The sequence below is a fragment of the Pseudoalteromonas sp. SR45-4 genome (assembly GCF_014163535.1).
Lineage (GTDB): Bacteria > Pseudomonadota > Gammaproteobacteria > Enterobacterales > Alteromonadaceae > Pseudoalteromonas > Pseudoalteromonas nigrifaciens.
In genome coordinates this window covers 59,453-75,567 of record NZ_JACJDO010000006.1, presented here as the reverse complement: position 1 = coordinate 75,567, position 16,115 = coordinate 59,453, and the positions used below count along the sequence as shown (strand labels likewise).

The window sequence follows — 16,115 nt, the reverse complement described above, 5'->3', positions numbered from 1 at the left end:
AAACTGAGTAGTTCTGATCTAGGAGTCCCGTCATGCGCGTATTATTAATCCTCAACTTTTTCGCTTGTATTTGTTTTGCTAATACGCTGCAAGCTAATACAATAACTAAGGTTAATAGCGTTGAGATAAGCAAAAAGAAAGCGGTAGTACTTGCAAAAGAAACCACTGACGGTACGACATTAAAAATTACCGAAAAAATAAATTTTTATACTGTACGAATTTTAAAATCTGACGGCCACGTCGTAGATTTAAAAATAAATAAAAAAACTGGCGAAGTGAAAAAGGATTGATTGATGCGAATTTTAGTTATAGAAGATGATTTACACTTAGCAGATAACCTGCGTAATGCTCTAGAAAAAGAACGTTACAGCGTAGATTTATGCCACGATGGTGAAGCGGGTCTTTTTCATATCACTGAGTACCCTTTAGACATGGCTGTGGTTGACTTAGGTTTACCTAAAATAGACGGGATTGAGCTTATTAATAAAGCCCGTGCCCAAGGCATTACCATTCCTATTTTAATACTAACAGCGCGCGATCGTTGGCAAGACAAAGTAGAAGGCTTAGATGCCGGTGCTGATGACTACCTAACAAAACCATTTCATGTTGAGGAGCTAATTGCCCGTTGTAATGCACTAATTCGCCGCAGCGCAGGTAAAGCAAACCCAGAAATGACAGCAGGACCAATTAAAATTCATACTCGCTCGCAGCAAGTGTGGGTTGACGATAAAGAGTTAAGCTTAACTGCATACGAATACAAAGTACTAGAATACCTCATGGTTAATCCGCAAAAGGTAATTTCTAAATCAGAGCTTACTGAGCATATTTACGACCAAGACTTTGACCTTGATTCGAACGTAATTGAAGTATTTGTACTGCGTTTACGTAAAAAATTAGATCCTGAAGGCGTACTAAATCCTGTAGAAACACTACGAGGACGCGGCTACAGGCTTAAAAGCCAGTGGTAGCACCGCAAATATCGTTAAAAATAAGGCAAGGATTTATCCTTGTCTTTGTTTTGTTAGTCGCCCTGCCTATTTTGTTTTACTCTATAGGCACCGCTTATTATGCCTCTTTGGTTGATGCAACAGAAAAAAACCTCGAAGCCCATCTGTACTCCCTAATTTCTGAAGTCGACTTTACAGAGCGCGGCATTATTATGCCCAGCACTATTTTAACCCCCGAACTTAATAATTTAAATTCAGACACCTACGCAATGATATACCGCGATGATGTACCTATTTGGTATTCTGAGTCGGCGGTGAATGTTAATTTTACGCCAGAATATATTGAGCCCAAAGCCGGCGCCGCTGACTTTAGGCGTGTGGAGTATAATAACACCAGCTATTGGCAATTAAGCTTAACCGTTATTCTCAATAATATTGATCAGTCTGAGCAAGCACGCTTTATTTTACTCAAACGTAACGACGCGTTAGTAAAGCTTATGGATGGCTTTAAACAAACACTGGTTGACTGGATGTTTATAATGGGAATAGCAATTGCTGGGTTAATGGCAATTGGTTTTATTTGGAGTGCCCGGCCACTACAGCGCCTAGATAAAGAAATTAAAGCGATAGAGTCTGGCGATATACAAGAAATAAAAGGCTTGTACCCAGTAGAGTTACAAACAATAAAAGCTGATTTAAACTTATTACTTGAGTCGCAACAACGCCAAAAAGAGCGCTACAGAGCGTCATTAAGCGACTTAGCCCACGCACTTAAAACACCATTGGCAGTACTAAAGTCGAGTCCATTGGCAAATGATGCCGATGCACAAGAACAACTAGATCGCATCAATGTGATGATCGAGCATCAATTAAAGCGTGCTGCTACAGGTGCTTCCGACACTTGGAAAAAACAAACCGTTATTAAACCTGTTTTAGACTCTATTTTAAGTGCTATGGGTAAAGTATACCGCGATAAAGATATTATTTTTGACTGTAAAGTAGGTAAAAAAGATTACTTTTTAGGTGATAAAACCGACCTAATGGAATTACTTGGTAATTTAATTGATAACGCCTGTAAAGCATGTCGCTCGCAAGTAACCATTAAAGTAGCGCAAGGTAAAACCCTGTGTATTAGTATTAGCGACGACGGCCCAGGTGTACCACAAGACAAACGCGAATCTCTGCTTACCAGAGGCACACGCTTAGATACCTACGAAAGTGGCCATGGTGTGGGTATGGCAATCGTATCTGACTTAGTTAAGTCGTATCGTGGCTTACTCACCATTTCTAAGTCTGAGCAATTAGGCGGGGCCAAGTTTATGCTAGAGTTTAATTACCATGAAAAAAAGTAACTCTATAATTTATTTATTAAGCTTAACTTTATTATTTTTTAGCTCGGTAAGCTTTGCCCAGCAAACATGTAAATTACCTGCTCAAGCAACGCCAGAGGTTACTAAGCGTTACATTCAGTGCCTAGATGATCAGTTAAATACAGCTAAACAACTGCAAAACACTTGGATCCAAAAGCGCAAATTTGAGTTAAATAAATTAGAATTTGAAACTGGCAATACGCAAATTTTACAGCTGTTTATAAAAAGCATTGCCAGTAACGAAAATTATATTAAGCATAGTTGCCAATGGCGCTACTCATTAAAGTTGCCTAATGCTTTAACTGCTGCAATAACCTATAAAACCTGCGAGTTATCACTAGTAGAGCAATTTACTTTAGACTTAAAGCGGCCTCTTTAATATTCAAAATAAGTGCTGCGCTATTGATATCGACATAAGTAGCGATACTAATAAATAGTCCAGCGCCTTACAATGCAAACCACAAAGGTATAAAAGGTTACTATGAGCAAACCCACTACAAATGAACCCGTTATTATTATTGGCGGCGGCTTAGCTGGGTTGTATAGTGCATACCTGCTACAGCAACGCAATATTCCCCACCTATTATTAGAAGCAAACCACAGTTAGGCGGGCGAATTGAAGCAGCACATGACACTCACAATAGTGCTATTAGCTTTGATTTAGGCCCTACTTGGATTTTTGATCATCAACCTAAAATTCAACAACTTATCTCGTTATTATGCTTACCTGTATTTGCACAATATATACAAGGCGATGTGTTATATCAGGCAGCGCAAACGCTAAAGCCGCAACAAATAGCAGGTGCAGGCGAAATGCACCTACTAAGATTAACAGGCGGCATGTACAGCTTAATTAAAGCCTTGTATGAGCAGCTTAATCCGGCTTCAATCCTAACAGAGCATCACGTTGTTAAATTACATAAACAACAAAATACCTGGCATATAACCGCTAACCACAATGGCAAAGTTAAGCAATTTAGCGCAAAGCAACTAATTGCAGCGCTCCCCCCACGTATGATAACCCAACACTTAACTCCTGATCTTTGGGCTGACCAAACACTTATAAATCGCTTAACTGCAGTGCCTACATGGATGGCAGGCCAAGCTAAATTTATAGCAACTTTTGAACATGCTTTTTGGCGTGATAAAAACTTATCTGGGCAATGCTTTAGCCGTGTTGGGCCATTAGTAGAAGTTCACGATGCAAGCGCCAGTCATAATGGCCACCCCGCCCTATTTGGCTTTATTGGTGTACCTTATTCAACGCGCAGTACAGTAAGCACTGAGCAATTAAAACAAGCGTGTATAGAGCAACTTGCTTATTTTTATGGCGATGAAGTATACGCGGCAACGGGGTATTTTATTAAAGACTGGGCAGCTGACCCCTATGTAGCAAATGAAAATGATAAAACAGGGCCTTCACAACACCCAGAGTTTAACTACTCGGGGCTAAGCTCACAGTTAGCTAACTTAAATATTCATTTTGTTGGCAGTGAATTTGCGCAGCAAGAGGCAGGATATTTAGAAGGTACAATAAACGCAGCAGATACGGCTATTAATGCTTTAAAAGTTTAATAGCCGTAAAGTTATGCTTATAGCAAAGTAGTATACTACTTTGCTATAAATTAGTTTTCAGTAAGCTCTTCGCCTGTACCTAGTAATGTTGCCACCCAGCGGCCTTCGTCACTTGCCTCAAGCCCTATTTTAACTATCATAGTTAAAGGTACCGACAGCAACATACCTACAGAGCCTAATAACCAGCCCCAAAATATCAAAGACAAAAACACCACTAAGGTAGAAAGCCCAAGCCCTTTACCTAAAAATTTAGGCTCTACTATATTACCCATCACAGTATTAATAACTAAATATCCGGCTCCCACTAAACCAGCAACTAAAGGGCCTTGCGTTATAAGTGCTAATAATACCGCAGGTACAGCAGCAATAATTGAACCGATATTTGGAATGTAATTAAACATAAAGGCTAATACACCCCACAATACAAAATAATCGACATCTAAAAACCACAGTAAAGCAGCAGCTAATATACCCGTTCCTAAGCTTACTAAGGTTTTAATGGCTAAATAAGAGTTAATTGAGTCTAAAAAGCGATTAATTTGTTTCATTTTTTTATCAGGATCGTTAAGCGCCGAATGTATTTTATGATTAAGTGACGGCCCTTCAAATAGCATAAAAACCACGGTTAAAATAATTAAAAACATATTCGCCATTACCCCTCCTAAGCTGGCGAGCATATTGGTGGCAACATCAACCAGTTTACCTGGATCAAACATAGATAATATTTGGTCTTTATTAATTAAAATATTGTACTGCGACGCTATATCAACCAGCCAAACAAACTCTTCTTTTAATTTAACTTTAAACTGCGGAAGTTGCTGCGAAAAATCGTTAACTGACTGCCCTACCAAGCCGCCAAGGCTGACTCCTAGCCCTACAATAATAAGCACCACAAAAATAACAGCAATGCCTTTAGGAATACGATAGCGAGCAAAAAATTTAATTAGCGGGCTGCAAATAATTGCAATAAATGCCGCTAAAATAAAGGGAATAATAATAGCGCTGGCCGACTTGATCCCTGCGAGCACAATAACTAGTGCAGCAAAAATAATTAAGCTTTTATTTACCCCTGTTAAACTTGCCAATATTATGATCCTTATTATTTTTTATTAGGCTTTAGTGTAAGGCAAAAGCTAATAAAATGAAATATTTACTAAGTGATCATAAAACTGCATTACACGTATAAATTTGCAAAACCAAGCACTAGCGAGTATAAATTTTAAACACTTGCTAGCAATTAAAAAATAAGGCTGTGTTATGCATATTTTTATTACTGGAGCTACTGGCTTAATTGGCCAACACCTTTGTCCTTTTTTAACCCATCATCATAGTGTTACTGTGCTAAGCCGTAACCCCACAAAAGCAAACGTACTTTTAGGGCATAAAATAAATGCAGTTACCAACATAGAAGCGGTTGATTTTAATAATGTTGATGTAGTAATTAACCTCGCAGGTGAGCCCATTGTAAATAAACGCTGGAGTGATAAGCAAAAATCGATTATTCGCGATAGCCGCATTGAGCTAACAAAACAAATATCTGCAGCAATCGCTGCATCCAATACCCCACCGCATACGTTTATATCAGGCAGCGCTGTTGGTTTTTATGGTCGCCAAGGCATTACCCCAATTGATGAAGAAAATAATAAACCCCACGATGAGTTTAGCCACCAGCTTTGTAAAGACTGGGAAAACGCAGCATTAGCAGCTCAATCAACTAGTACACGCGTGTGTTTACTGCGCACAGGTATAGTATTAGCAAAAAAAGGCGGTGCTTTGAGCAAAATGCTACCGGCGTTTAAGCTCTGTTTAGGCGGCCCTATTGCCAATGGCGAGCAAGGTATGTCGTGGATCCATATTGACGATATGACGCAGTTAATATTATTTATTATAAAACATAAAAATATGACTGGGCCTATTAATGCAACGGCACCAAACCCTGTAAGTAGTAAAGTATTTAGCAAAAGTTTAGGTAAAGCGTTATCTCGTCCTGCTCTAATTCCTATGCCAGCGCTTGTGTTAAAGCTGTTAATGGGCGAAATGGCTGATCTGCTCATTACCGGACAATATGTTTTACCCCAAAAAGCATTAGAGCATAACTACCGATTTCACTTTTCTGACATAGATTCGGCATTAGAGAGTTTAGTATAAGCACAGTCATTCAGCATTTATAAATACTTATTTAGTTATAAATACAATGCTTTACAACGATTTTTAAAATTTTATAACAGTATATAATACACGGACGCAGCGAATTGCTCTGCCACTTTATATTTAAGAGTACTTACAACATGCTGCACTTACCAACTATAACTAGCCTATCTTTTATTTTCAACTTACTGATAGGTATACTGTTTATTTCTTTTTACCTGCACAAAAAAACAACTAGCTTTTTGTTATTTGGTGGTGCTTGTATCTCGTTTGCCACTGCTATTTTACTTGTGAGCTTTAAAGAACAGCTAAACCTCCCATGGCTAACTCACTACCTTGCAAACCTATTTATTATACTGAGCCCACTATTACTTGTAATCGGCTTAAATAAGTTTAACAACAAAGCTGTAATAAACTTAACGCCTTTGGCTTACCTTTATGGCTTGTGCGCTTTATTACTCGTGTTTGTATACAATCATGTTTTAAGCCAAATATTAACAAGCTTTATGGTTGCCATTTTATTTTTATACGGCGCTTTTATTTTATTAAAAACACACTGCGTTGCTAAATTACAGCAACGATTACTTATAATAGGCTTAGTAACACATAGCTTAGTGATGTTAGGACAAGTTATTTTATTGTTGCTCCCCTTTATAACCTCAAATAATGATGACTTTAAGCCCCAGTTACACATCCTATTAATAGCGCACCTTTTTATTACCACACTCTGTGCTTTAATTTTGCCTTTTATTATTTTTGCAAATTCAGAATCTAAGCTGATTAACTTGGCAAACAATGATTCGTTAACGCAATTATTAAATCGCCGCGGATTTTTCTCTACCTGTAAAAACATTAAAGCCAATACAGCCGATAAAAATCATACCCTTGCTTTAATTATGTTAGATATAGATTTTTTTAAGCGTGTAAACGATAAATATGGCCATGATGTAGGCGACCAAGCATTAAAATGGATAGCGCAACATATCAGCCAATTATTTATGAATATTGGCATAACAGCGCGAATTGGGGGAGAAGAGTTTGCAGTATTGCTTAATGGTTATACGCTTGAGCAAGCAAATACCTTGGCAGAGCAATTAAGCTTTAATATTCGTCAGCAACCATTTTATTGTAATGATCAATCCATTCCTCTGTCTGTTAGTGCCGGTGTTAGTAGTACCACTATTAACCAGCTAAATTTAAAAGAGCTATTATTACACGCCGACAAACACCTATACCTTGCAAAAGAAACAGGCCGCGACAAAGTAGTTAGCCAATACGATCACACCCTCTTCTCGCAAGCCAACACGTCCGCAATATAATACTTAACCAGAGTTAAGGTTACTAAATAACCTCAACTGCGGATAATAAACCTATCTCAAGCAGCTATTTTCAGCGCTAACTGCTTTGAATTCACTGAAAATCTCTGGCTAGAGAAAATAAAGCTAAATATAACTATGATTCAATACGTTAGTAAATCTCTTAACCAGAGTTAAGGTTACTAAATAAAAAAGCGGCAAAAGCCGCTTTAAATAATTTTTTATAAAATTATATTTATTTAGTTATCCAAGGTGTTACTTTTATAACATCTGCTATATCAGCTAATTCTTTGGTATCGTCTTGCCAATTGTCTGCAACAGCGAAATAGCACACTGATTTTTTACACTCAATGCTTTCATCATCAAAATGCATTGGCTTTTTAAAGGTAACAACTACGCCTTTTTGTTCTGGTAATAAAAACCACATTAATTTGCTAACAAAAAATCCCGATAAATCAGCCAACAGTTCGTCAAGTTCAGTGTGTATAATAAATAACGACTGTTTAGTAAAGCTTAAACCTTCAAGTTCATTCGCTTCTATTTGTAATTTTAACTGACAGTCATGTACCGGATTTTGCGGTTGCACCACAATAACCGCTTTATCTGTATCAAGTTGCTTATCAAAAGGCAGTAATAATTGCGCTTGTTCGGTGTAATTGAGCGGGTATTCGTTATTTTCGGTTAAAATTGTGCCACTTTTAATTGCACAGGCTTCGTTAGTGCCAATATCGCTAATATAAAAATTAACTCGCGCATATTGAAAATCACCTTTATTAACCACTTTTAAGCGATCGTAAAAGCCATCGTACGACATTACAAACTCTCTAGCAGAGGCATTTAATGCGGTAACACTCAGTAGTGTTAACGACAATACTGTAACTATATTTAATACACTTTTATTCATCAAAGTAGGCTCTATTTTGGTTAATCATAGTGTTTAGCTCTTCTATATACGCTTCACCACGTTCTGAATACGACATTAAACCCTGCGTTAATAATGTTGCTGCTATGGGTTGTTGTTCTAAACGTAAGTTTTCGCGAATAGATCGCAGCTCTTTATAAGCATTATGGGTGTTTATATTTTTAAAGTAAGAACTAACCGCAGCACGCACTGACTTAAACGCAGCCACTTCATGTGCAGCACCGGTATCGCGTCTACCAGGGACCATACCGCAGCCTTTTGAATAACACCACTGGCCAAAAAAGTTCAGGCCAATACGTGCAAATCGCGATGTTCCCCACGCAGACTCATTAGCAGCTTGCATTAGGGCTAGTTCTTTAGGGATCACGTCTACACGGCGAAGTGCTTGTTTAAGCGTAAAGCTATCTATTGTTGTGGGTAGGTCGTACGACTTTAATATTTTAACAATATCATTGCTTTGTTTTTCATCTAACGGTAAGTCGTTTTCAAGCATCATTCGAGCAATTTCTAAATTAGCGCGTTGTTGTAAAATCTTTTTATTTTCGGCTTCTACATGCGGTTTAATAAAGTTAAAAAATGCCCGCTTTTTATCTTTTACATCCGCAAACTCAGAAAACTTTGGTAGCGTTACACTGTGCAGCGGTTTTTCTTTTTTCTTTTGCTTTTTAGATTGCTCTGAACTTGTTTGCTCATCTGAACCACTCTCGTCACTTTGTAAAAAAGGAAACGCCAGTGCCCAAATAAAAAGTGCGGCTAATATAAACTTTATAATGTTTTTTAACATGTACTCTCTCAATAAAACTTTAAATTATGTATGGGTAATGCACATACATACGAAGCGTTATTATACCTAAGCCACTTTATAAAGGCGAACTTTCACTAACTGCGCAAATACCGTACAACGTGTGCACTCGCAATTTATAGTTCATGGGTATATTCTAACGTTATTAACTAATTACGAGTCAGTAGTATGGACAAACAGTGGCAAAGCCGAATTATAGAACAATATAAACACCGCCCTAATGATAATCGCTCACCGTGGCAGGTTGATCGCTCACGTATTATTCATGCTGCTGCGTTTAGGCGTCTGCAAGCTAAAACCCAAATTATGGGTATTGGCTTAAACGACTTTTACCGTACTCGCCTTACTCACTCATTAGAAGTGTCGCAAATTGGCACCGGCATACTGCGCCATTTAAAAGTACAACACAGCGAATTTAGCCATTTTCCGTCAACCGGATTACTAGAAACCCTATGCTTAGCACACGACATTGGCCACCCGCCGTTTGGTCATGGCGGCGAAATTGCACTTAATTATATGATGCGCGATCACGGTGGTTTTGAAGGCAACGCGCAAACGCTGCGTATTGTTGCCAAGCTTGAACCATACAGCGACGGCCATGGTATGAACCTTACCCGCCGCACCTTATTGGGCTTTATAAAATACCCTGCATTTATAAATAAGCTTTGGCACACTATCCCTAAAGTAAACCCTGAGCGTGCATTTATTAAAGCAGACGATTGGCGACCAGCTAAAGGCTTATATAACGACGATGCGGCTATATTCAATTGGATAGTAGAGCCCTTGAGTCAAAACGATAAAAGCTTGTTAAGTAACCACATGGTAATAGATAAGTACCGCGCTAAAACCAGCTATAAGTCGCTCGATAGCGCCATAATGGAGCACGCCGACGATATAGCCTATGCGGTACACGACCTAGAAGATGCCATAGCCACCAAAGTACTTACTCTTGATGATTGGCAAACCCATGCTTTACCACAACTGCAGGCGCTTAACTTTAGCTGGTTAAACGATATGCTTGAATCACTCACTTTACGACTGTTTTCAAAGCATGATTTTGAGCGCAAAGATGCCATAGGCGAACTGGTTAATACCTTTATCATTCATATTCATTTAGATGTGCAAAACGAAGCGTTCGAATGCCCTATTTTAAAATACACAGCCAAGCTAGAAACTCAGTACGAGAGTGTACTGCAAATACTTAAACACTTTGTGTTTCAGCGCTTAATTCGCAACCCTAAAATGCAACAAATTGAGTTTAAAGGGCAAAACCTACTGATTGAATTATTTACCGCTTTTGCCAGCGATCCGCTGCGGTTATTACCCGAAACCACGCAAGCCCAGTACATAGAGGCGCAAAAACAAAACCAAGGTATGCGTATTATTTGCGATTACCTCAGTGGTATGAGTGATGAATACGCCTATAAAACCTATCAACGGCTGTTTTCACCCGTTCAATAATGAGTGGCTTATAAACGATTAATAAAAAACCGAGTAAGTTTATTTACTCGGTTTTTTTGTGGTTACTTCACTTTTAAAAGGTCGTAATTAAAGTGACTTAACTCCCATGTTATAAAGCGTAAAGCCATACATATCGGCGTACAAATCAATAATTTTACTCGTTGGTGTGCCTGCACCATGTCCGGCGTTTGTTTCAATACGAATAAGAGTAGGGTTTGCACCGGCTTGTTTAGCTTGTAACTGCGCAGCAAATTTAAATGAGTGCGAAGGCACTACTCTATCGTCATGATCCCCTGTTGTTATCATAGTTGCAGGGTATTCTATGCCCGCTTTTACATTATGCAGCGGTGAATAGTTTTTTATATAAGTAAACATTTCTTTGCTTTGCTCACTGGTTCCATAATCGTACGCCCAGCCTGCGCCTGCAGTAAATGTATGGTAACGCAGCATATCGAGTACGCCTACAGCCGGCAGCGCCACTTGAAACAAGTCAGGTCGCTGGGTCATAACTGCGCCTACCAATAAGCCACCATTTGAGCCACCACGCAGAGCTAAACGCTGTTTAGATGTGTACTTTTTGCTTTGTAAATACTCAGCTGCGGCAATAAAGTCATCAAATACATTTTGTTTTTGTAATTTAGTGCCTGCATTGTGCCACTCTTTCCCATACTCACCACCACCGCGAATATTGGCCACCGTATACACGCCGCCTTGTTCAAGCCACGCGGCAGTAGTTGGGCTAAAGCTTGGCGTTAAGCTAATATTAAACCCGCCATAACCGTATAAAATAGTTGGGTTTGAACCATCTAACTTTATACCGTTTTTGTAGGTAATTATCATAGGTACTTTAGTGCCGTCTTTTGAGTTATAAAACACTTGCTCAGAGGTGTAATCGTCACTATTAAAATCAACGCCAGATTTACGATAAACACCCGACTCCCCTGTAGTTACATCAAACGTATAGGTCGTTCCTGGGGTTTTGTAATTGGTAAAAGAGTAATACAGCGTTGTTTGCTCTTTTTTGCCACTAAAGCCACCCGCTGTGCCCACACCCGGCAAGGTAATATCGCGAATTAGCTCTCCCTTTTTGTTGTACTGTTTCACTTTTGAAATAGCATCAACCATGTAATTTGCAAAAAAGGTATCGCCGCCTTTAGTCAGTTTTAATACATTTTTGGTTTCGGGAATAAAGTCTTGCCAGTTTTGCGGGCCAGGATCAGCTGCATCTACCGTCACTACTTTTTGATTTGGGGCATTTAAGTTAGTCACTAAAAACAGCTTACTACCTTCGTTATCAATAACCGATGTATCTGAGTCTGTGTTTCCTACAATAGTCACAAACTCGCTGTCTTTTTGAGTTAAGTCTTTAATAAATAGCTTATTACCCGAAGTAGAAGTACTAGCCGAAATAAGTAAATAACGGCCATCATGCGTTACATCTGCTCCTACATAACGATGTTTTTGCTCATCGGTTGCGCCAAATACCAGCTTATCGGTTGCTTGATCTGATCCTAAAGTGTGATAGTACACTTTATGTTGATCGGTTTTAGCCGACAACTCACTGCCTTCAGGTTTATCGTAGCTAGAATAATAAAAACCCTCGTTGCCTAACCAGTCTATGCCACTAAATTTCACATCAACTAAAGCCTGCTCCACTTGCTCTTTAGTTTGCGTGTCTATAATAATAATTTTGCGCCAATCACTGCCGCCTTCCGATATTTGATACGCGAGTAATGAGCCATCTTTTGAAAACGACAACCCCGACATAGACGTAGTGCCATCGTCGCTAAACGTGTTTGGATCTAAAAACACCTCAACGTCACCGCCCTCTTTACTGCGGTATAAAACATACTGGTTTTGCAGGCCATCGTTTTTATAAAAATAGGTGTAATCGCCCTCGGTAAAGGGAGCGCCTATTTTTTCGTAATTCATTAACTTTTCAAGACGCTGCTTTAACTTATCGCGATAAGGAATTTGCTCTAAATACGAAAAGGTTACCTTGTTTTGTGCTTTAACCCAATTGGCAGTCTCTGCGCTCATATCATCTTCTAACCAGCGATATGGGTCGGCCAGTGTTTCGCCAAAGTAGTTATCTACTACATTACCCTTTTTAGTTACAGGGTAGTTTACTGAATTTGCTTGGCTCATAGGTGCTTTAGCTTCTTTATTAGTTGCGGTATTAGCTGGCTCTGAACAGCCACTAAGTGCTACAAGAACAGCACATGCTAGGGTTTGTTTAAACATTTATCGTTCCATTATTATTGATTTTTAATAGTAGGCCTAAGTTATTAACTTTAAGCAAGTTTGTCTACCTAGATACGTTCAATACCACTTGTCGCTGTAAACAAGTGTAAACTTAGGCTTTAATAAGATTACACAGCATTAATAAATAAGAGCAGTACATGCCCAGCCCTAAATTTAATAGCTTTAAAGCATTTTACCCCTACTACTTAACAGAGCATCGCAATATTACGTGCCGACGCTTGCACTTTATTGGCAGCACTTTAGTACTTTTTGTTATTGGCGTAGCGGTGCTTAAATCGCAATACCCTTTATTGTGGTTGTTACCTGTAATTGGCTATGGTTTTGCCTGGGTTGGGCATTTCTTTTTTGAAAAAAACAGACCCGCTACCTTCAAGCACCCTTTTTACAGTTTGTGGGGCGACTGGGTTATGTTTAAAGATATGCTCATTGGAAAAATAAAGTGGTGAGTTATATCTAGTAAACAATGTAGTGAGTTATAGCTAATAAAATAAATTTCTATCATTAATCCCTCACTTTCAAGTAAACATTATGTTTATTGAATGTTATTCAATTGACTGCCTTTGCTGCTTGGGTATATGTTAAAAGCTGTAATTTTAATTAGCTCAATTGTTACTGCAAATTTAACTGAACTAATTTACTGCGTTTTTGAATGAGGGAATCAACATGAATAATAAATTATTATTAAAACTGCAAAAATCAACGCCACTCACTGTGTGCGCGCTAAGCGTATCGGCGGCATTACTGGGCTCTATGTACGCATCTGCTGCTGAGCAAGACACCCAAGCCGAGGCAAATATTGAACAAATTAGTGTTATTGGCTCGCGCCGACTAGGCCGAACTGTAGAGGACAGCCCAGTTCCAATTGATATTATTGGTGCCGATTCGCTTAAAAACTCAGGCCAAACCGAAACCAACGCCCTGCTTAGTAGCTTACTGCCTAGCTTTAACTTTCCGCAAGCATCACTTACCGATGGTAGTGACCATGTACGCCCAGCTCAACTGCGTGGTTTAGCACCCGATCATACCTTAGTCCTTGTTAATGGTAAGCGCCGTCATAGTAATGCGCTACTTAATTTAAATGGCTCAACGGGTCGAGGCTCATCATCGGTTGATTTAAATGCTATTCCGGCCAATGCTATTGCCCGAATTGAGGTACTGCGTGATGGCGCTGCTGCACAATATGGATCCGACGCAATAGCCGGTGTTATTAATATTGTACTTAAAAGTGCCAGTAGTGGCGGTTCTGTATCGGCTATATATGGCGCAAACATGACCGAAATGGATGGCGTGCCTGAACTTAAATCGGTATCAGAAGATGCCAATGGTAATTTAGCCTTTAACGAAGGGAGCGACCGTTCATTAACCGATGGTCAAACGTTAACACTGCAAGGCAATATGGGATTTGAGCTAGGCGATAATGGTTTTTTAAATATATCTACCGAATATCGCGATCGTCATTCAACCAATCGCTCTGACTACGACCAACGTGAAAACTACGCTCGTTTAGATGATGGCTCCGTAAATGGCGCACTCGATCCACGCGAGTTAACCTGGGATCGCTACAATCATAATTTTGGTAATGGTAATGTAGAAGACTTTTCTGTTTTTTATAACGCAGGATATGAGCTAACAAATAACGCTGAACTGTATTCTTTTGGCTCTTATAGTAAACGTGAAGGCGAAGGTGGAGGTTTTTACCGCCGCGCGCAAGATGATCGTAACGTCACCGAAATTTACCCCGACGGCTTTTTACCGGTTATCACCTCTGATATAAATGACTTTTCTCTCGCATTGGGCGTTAAAGGCTTTGTGAGTGAGTGGAATTACGATGTATCTGCCGTATACGGGCTAGATGACTTTGAATTTGGTGTAATAGATAGCGTAAATACCTCGTATGGGCCAAGCAGCCAAACACGTTTTGATGCCGGTACACTTACCTACGACCAACTTACGCTTAATGTTGATTTTAGCCGCGAGGTTGATGTCGACTTTTTAGCCAGCGGCTTAAACATTGCTGTAGGTGCTGAGTACCGCCGCGAAGGCTACGAAATTCAAGCAGGCGAAGAAGCCTCTTATGCCCAAGGCACATTTGGCCCTGGTGGTGCAGTAACCGATCCAGTGAACGGCCCATTTGGTTCAGCAGGCTCGCAAGTGTTCCCTGGTTTTACCCCTGAATCGGCAAGCGATAACAGCCGCCATAATGTAAGCTTATACGTAGATTTAGAAGCCTACATTACCGACAACTGGAACTTAACCGTTGCAGCGCGTTACGAAGATTACTCTGACTTTGGTGATACCTTAAACGGTAAAATTGCCACACGTTATACACTAACCGAAGATTTAGCGCTGCGCGCCTCAGTATCAACCGGTTTTAGAGCGCCTTCGCTACAGCAACAACATTTTACTTCAGTTGCTACTGTATTTGTTGATGGTGAACCCACACAAACCGGTACTTTTGCACCCAGCAGTAACGTTGCAAAAGCACTCGGATCACCTGGCCTAGATGCCGAAGAAGCCACCAACTATGGAATAGGCTTTACTTGGTCAACCGACTTTAATTTCAGCTTATCGGTAGATTACTATCAAATACTTATTGATGACCGTATTGTACTGTCGAATAACTTATCTGGCGCTGCTATTGCCGATTTACTCGAAGGTACAGGGGCTAATCAAGGACGATTTTTCTTAAACGCTATTGATAGTAAAACTCGCGGTGTTGATGTGGTTGCATCATATAACCTAATTACAGATAACTACGGCGATGTAGCATTTAATTTAGGCTTTAACTATGGCAAAAACCAAGTAACAGACATTATTGCCCCACCTGCAGAGCTGCAAGGCGCTGGGTTTGATCAAGACAACTTATTTTCTGGTAACGAACTACGTCGCTTTGAAGTAAGTACCCCGCGTAATAAATATAACTTAAGCGCGGTTTGGACTATGGATGATTGGCGCGCCACCTTACGAAATACTCGCTACGGCGAAACCCAAGATCCATCGGATATTGCACAGCGTAACGAAGTTTTAAAACCTAAATGGATCACCGATTTAGATGTAGCCTACGCAGTAACTGACAATGTATCGGTAAGCTTAGGTGCTAATAATATTTTTGATGTATACCCAGATCCAACCCGCGACCTAGTTGATGACGTAACTACATTCTCACGTTTATTTTCGTACTCAAGCTTTTCGCCATTTGGTTTTAATGGCCGCTACGTTTACGGCAAAATAGAAATGAGATTTTAATCCGCTAAGGTTTAAAGCTATTTAACCTAAGCGCTAATTAAATAGCAAAAATACAAAAGCCAC

At 39.6% G+C, this 16,115-nt stretch carries 13 protein-coding genes and 1 pseudogene; 10 read left to right on the top strand and 4 right to left on the bottom strand.

Translation table 11 applies throughout. The features are described 5' to 3' along the window. Window positions 1-32: 32 nt before the first annotated feature. The 5 genes and pseudogenes from H5058_RS04545 to H5058_RS04525 all read left to right on the top strand — a co-directional run bounded on the left by H5058_RS04545 (window position 33) and on the right by H5058_RS04525 (window position 3,892). Window positions 33-290, top strand: a complete 258-nt coding sequence (locus H5058_RS04545; protein WP_011327966.1) for a PepSY domain-containing protein — start codon at window positions 33-35, stop codon at window positions 288-290. 3 nt (window positions 291-293) lie between these two features. Continuing rightward, window positions 294-968, top strand: coding sequence for a response regulator transcription factor (locus H5058_RS04540; protein WP_007375447.1), 675 nt, complete (start codon window positions 294-296; stop codon window positions 966-968). Further along, window positions 962-2,299: an ATP-binding protein gene (locus H5058_RS04535; RefSeq protein WP_011327965.1), complete on the top strand. Its 1,338-nt coding sequence runs from the start codon at window positions 962-964 to the stop codon at window positions 2,297-2,299. The genes H5058_RS04540 and H5058_RS04535 overlap by 7 nt, the downstream gene beginning before the upstream one ends. After that, window positions 2,286-2,696: a hypothetical protein gene (locus H5058_RS04530; RefSeq protein WP_182677070.1), complete on the top strand. Its 411-nt coding sequence runs from the start codon at window positions 2,286-2,288 to the stop codon at window positions 2,694-2,696. The genes H5058_RS04535 and H5058_RS04530 overlap by 14 nt, the downstream gene beginning before the upstream one ends. Window positions 2,697-2,798: 102 nt before the next feature. Beyond that, window positions 2,799-3,892 (top strand): annotated as a pseudogene (locus tag H5058_RS04525) (flavin monoamine oxidase family protein). A 50-nt stretch (window positions 3,893-3,942) separates the two neighbouring features. Here the strand turns inward: H5058_RS04525 and H5058_RS04520 are convergent. Next, window positions 3,943-4,977, bottom strand: coding sequence for an AI-2E family transporter (locus tag H5058_RS04520; protein WP_182677068.1), 1,035 nt, complete (start codon window positions 4,975-4,977; stop codon window positions 3,943-3,945). A gap of 172 nt (window positions 4,978-5,149) precedes the next feature. Between H5058_RS04520 and H5058_RS04515 the strand changes: the two genes are divergently transcribed. Continuing rightward, window positions 5,150-6,040, top strand: coding sequence for a TIGR01777 family oxidoreductase (locus H5058_RS04515; RefSeq protein ID WP_182677066.1), 891 nt, complete (start codon window positions 5,150-5,152; stop codon window positions 6,038-6,040). Window positions 6,041-6,180: 140 nt separating this feature from the next. Next, window positions 6,181-7,359, top strand: a complete 1,179-nt coding sequence (locus H5058_RS04510; protein WP_182677064.1) for a GGDEF domain-containing protein — start codon at window positions 6,181-6,183, stop codon at window positions 7,357-7,359. A 232-nt stretch (window positions 7,360-7,591) separates the two neighbouring features. Here the strand turns inward: H5058_RS04510 and H5058_RS04505 are convergent, their stop codons facing one another. Together H5058_RS04505 and H5058_RS04500 are read right to left on the bottom strand one after the other, a co-directional pair. Beyond that, entirely contained in the window at window positions 7,592-8,260 is a 669-nt protein-coding gene (locus H5058_RS04505; RefSeq protein WP_182677062.1) for a DUF2987 domain-containing protein, read from the bottom strand. Next, on the bottom strand, window positions 8,253-9,062 hold the full coding sequence (locus H5058_RS04500; protein WP_089368164.1) for a glucosaminidase domain-containing protein: 810 nt from the start codon (window positions 9,060-9,062) through the stop codon (window positions 8,253-8,255). Before H5058_RS04500 ends, H5058_RS04505 begins: the two co-directional genes overlap by 8 nt. A gap of 186 nt (window positions 9,063-9,248) precedes the next feature. On the opposite strand from H5058_RS04500, the gene H5058_RS04495 reads away from it, so the two are divergent. Then, window positions 9,249-10,541: an anti-phage deoxyguanosine triphosphatase gene (locus tag H5058_RS04495; protein WP_182677060.1), complete on the top strand. Its 1,293-nt coding sequence runs from the start codon at window positions 9,249-9,251 to the stop codon at window positions 10,539-10,541. A gap of 87 nt (window positions 10,542-10,628) precedes the next feature. Here H5058_RS04495 and H5058_RS04490 read toward each other — a convergent pair whose 3' ends face one another. Further along, window positions 10,629-12,785, bottom strand: a complete 2,157-nt coding sequence (locus H5058_RS04490; protein ID WP_182677058.1) for a prolyl oligopeptidase family protein — start codon at window positions 12,783-12,785, stop codon at window positions 10,629-10,631. A 158-nt stretch (window positions 12,786-12,943) separates the two neighbouring features. On the opposite strand from H5058_RS04490, the gene H5058_RS04485 reads away from it, so the two are divergent. Together H5058_RS04485 and H5058_RS04480 are read left to right on the top strand one after the other, a co-directional pair. Continuing rightward, complete coding sequence (locus H5058_RS04485) at window positions 12,944-13,252, top strand: DUF962 domain-containing protein (RefSeq protein ID WP_011327955.1); 309 nt, start codon at window positions 12,944-12,946, stop codon at window positions 13,250-13,252. Between the two features lie 217 nt (window positions 13,253-13,469). Beyond that, window positions 13,470-16,052 (top strand): TonB-dependent siderophore receptor, encoded by a 2,583-nt coding sequence (locus H5058_RS04480; protein WP_011327954.1) that lies wholly within the window; start codon window positions 13,470-13,472, stop codon window positions 16,050-16,052. The last annotated feature ends 63 nt before the right edge of the window (window positions 16,053-16,115 follow it).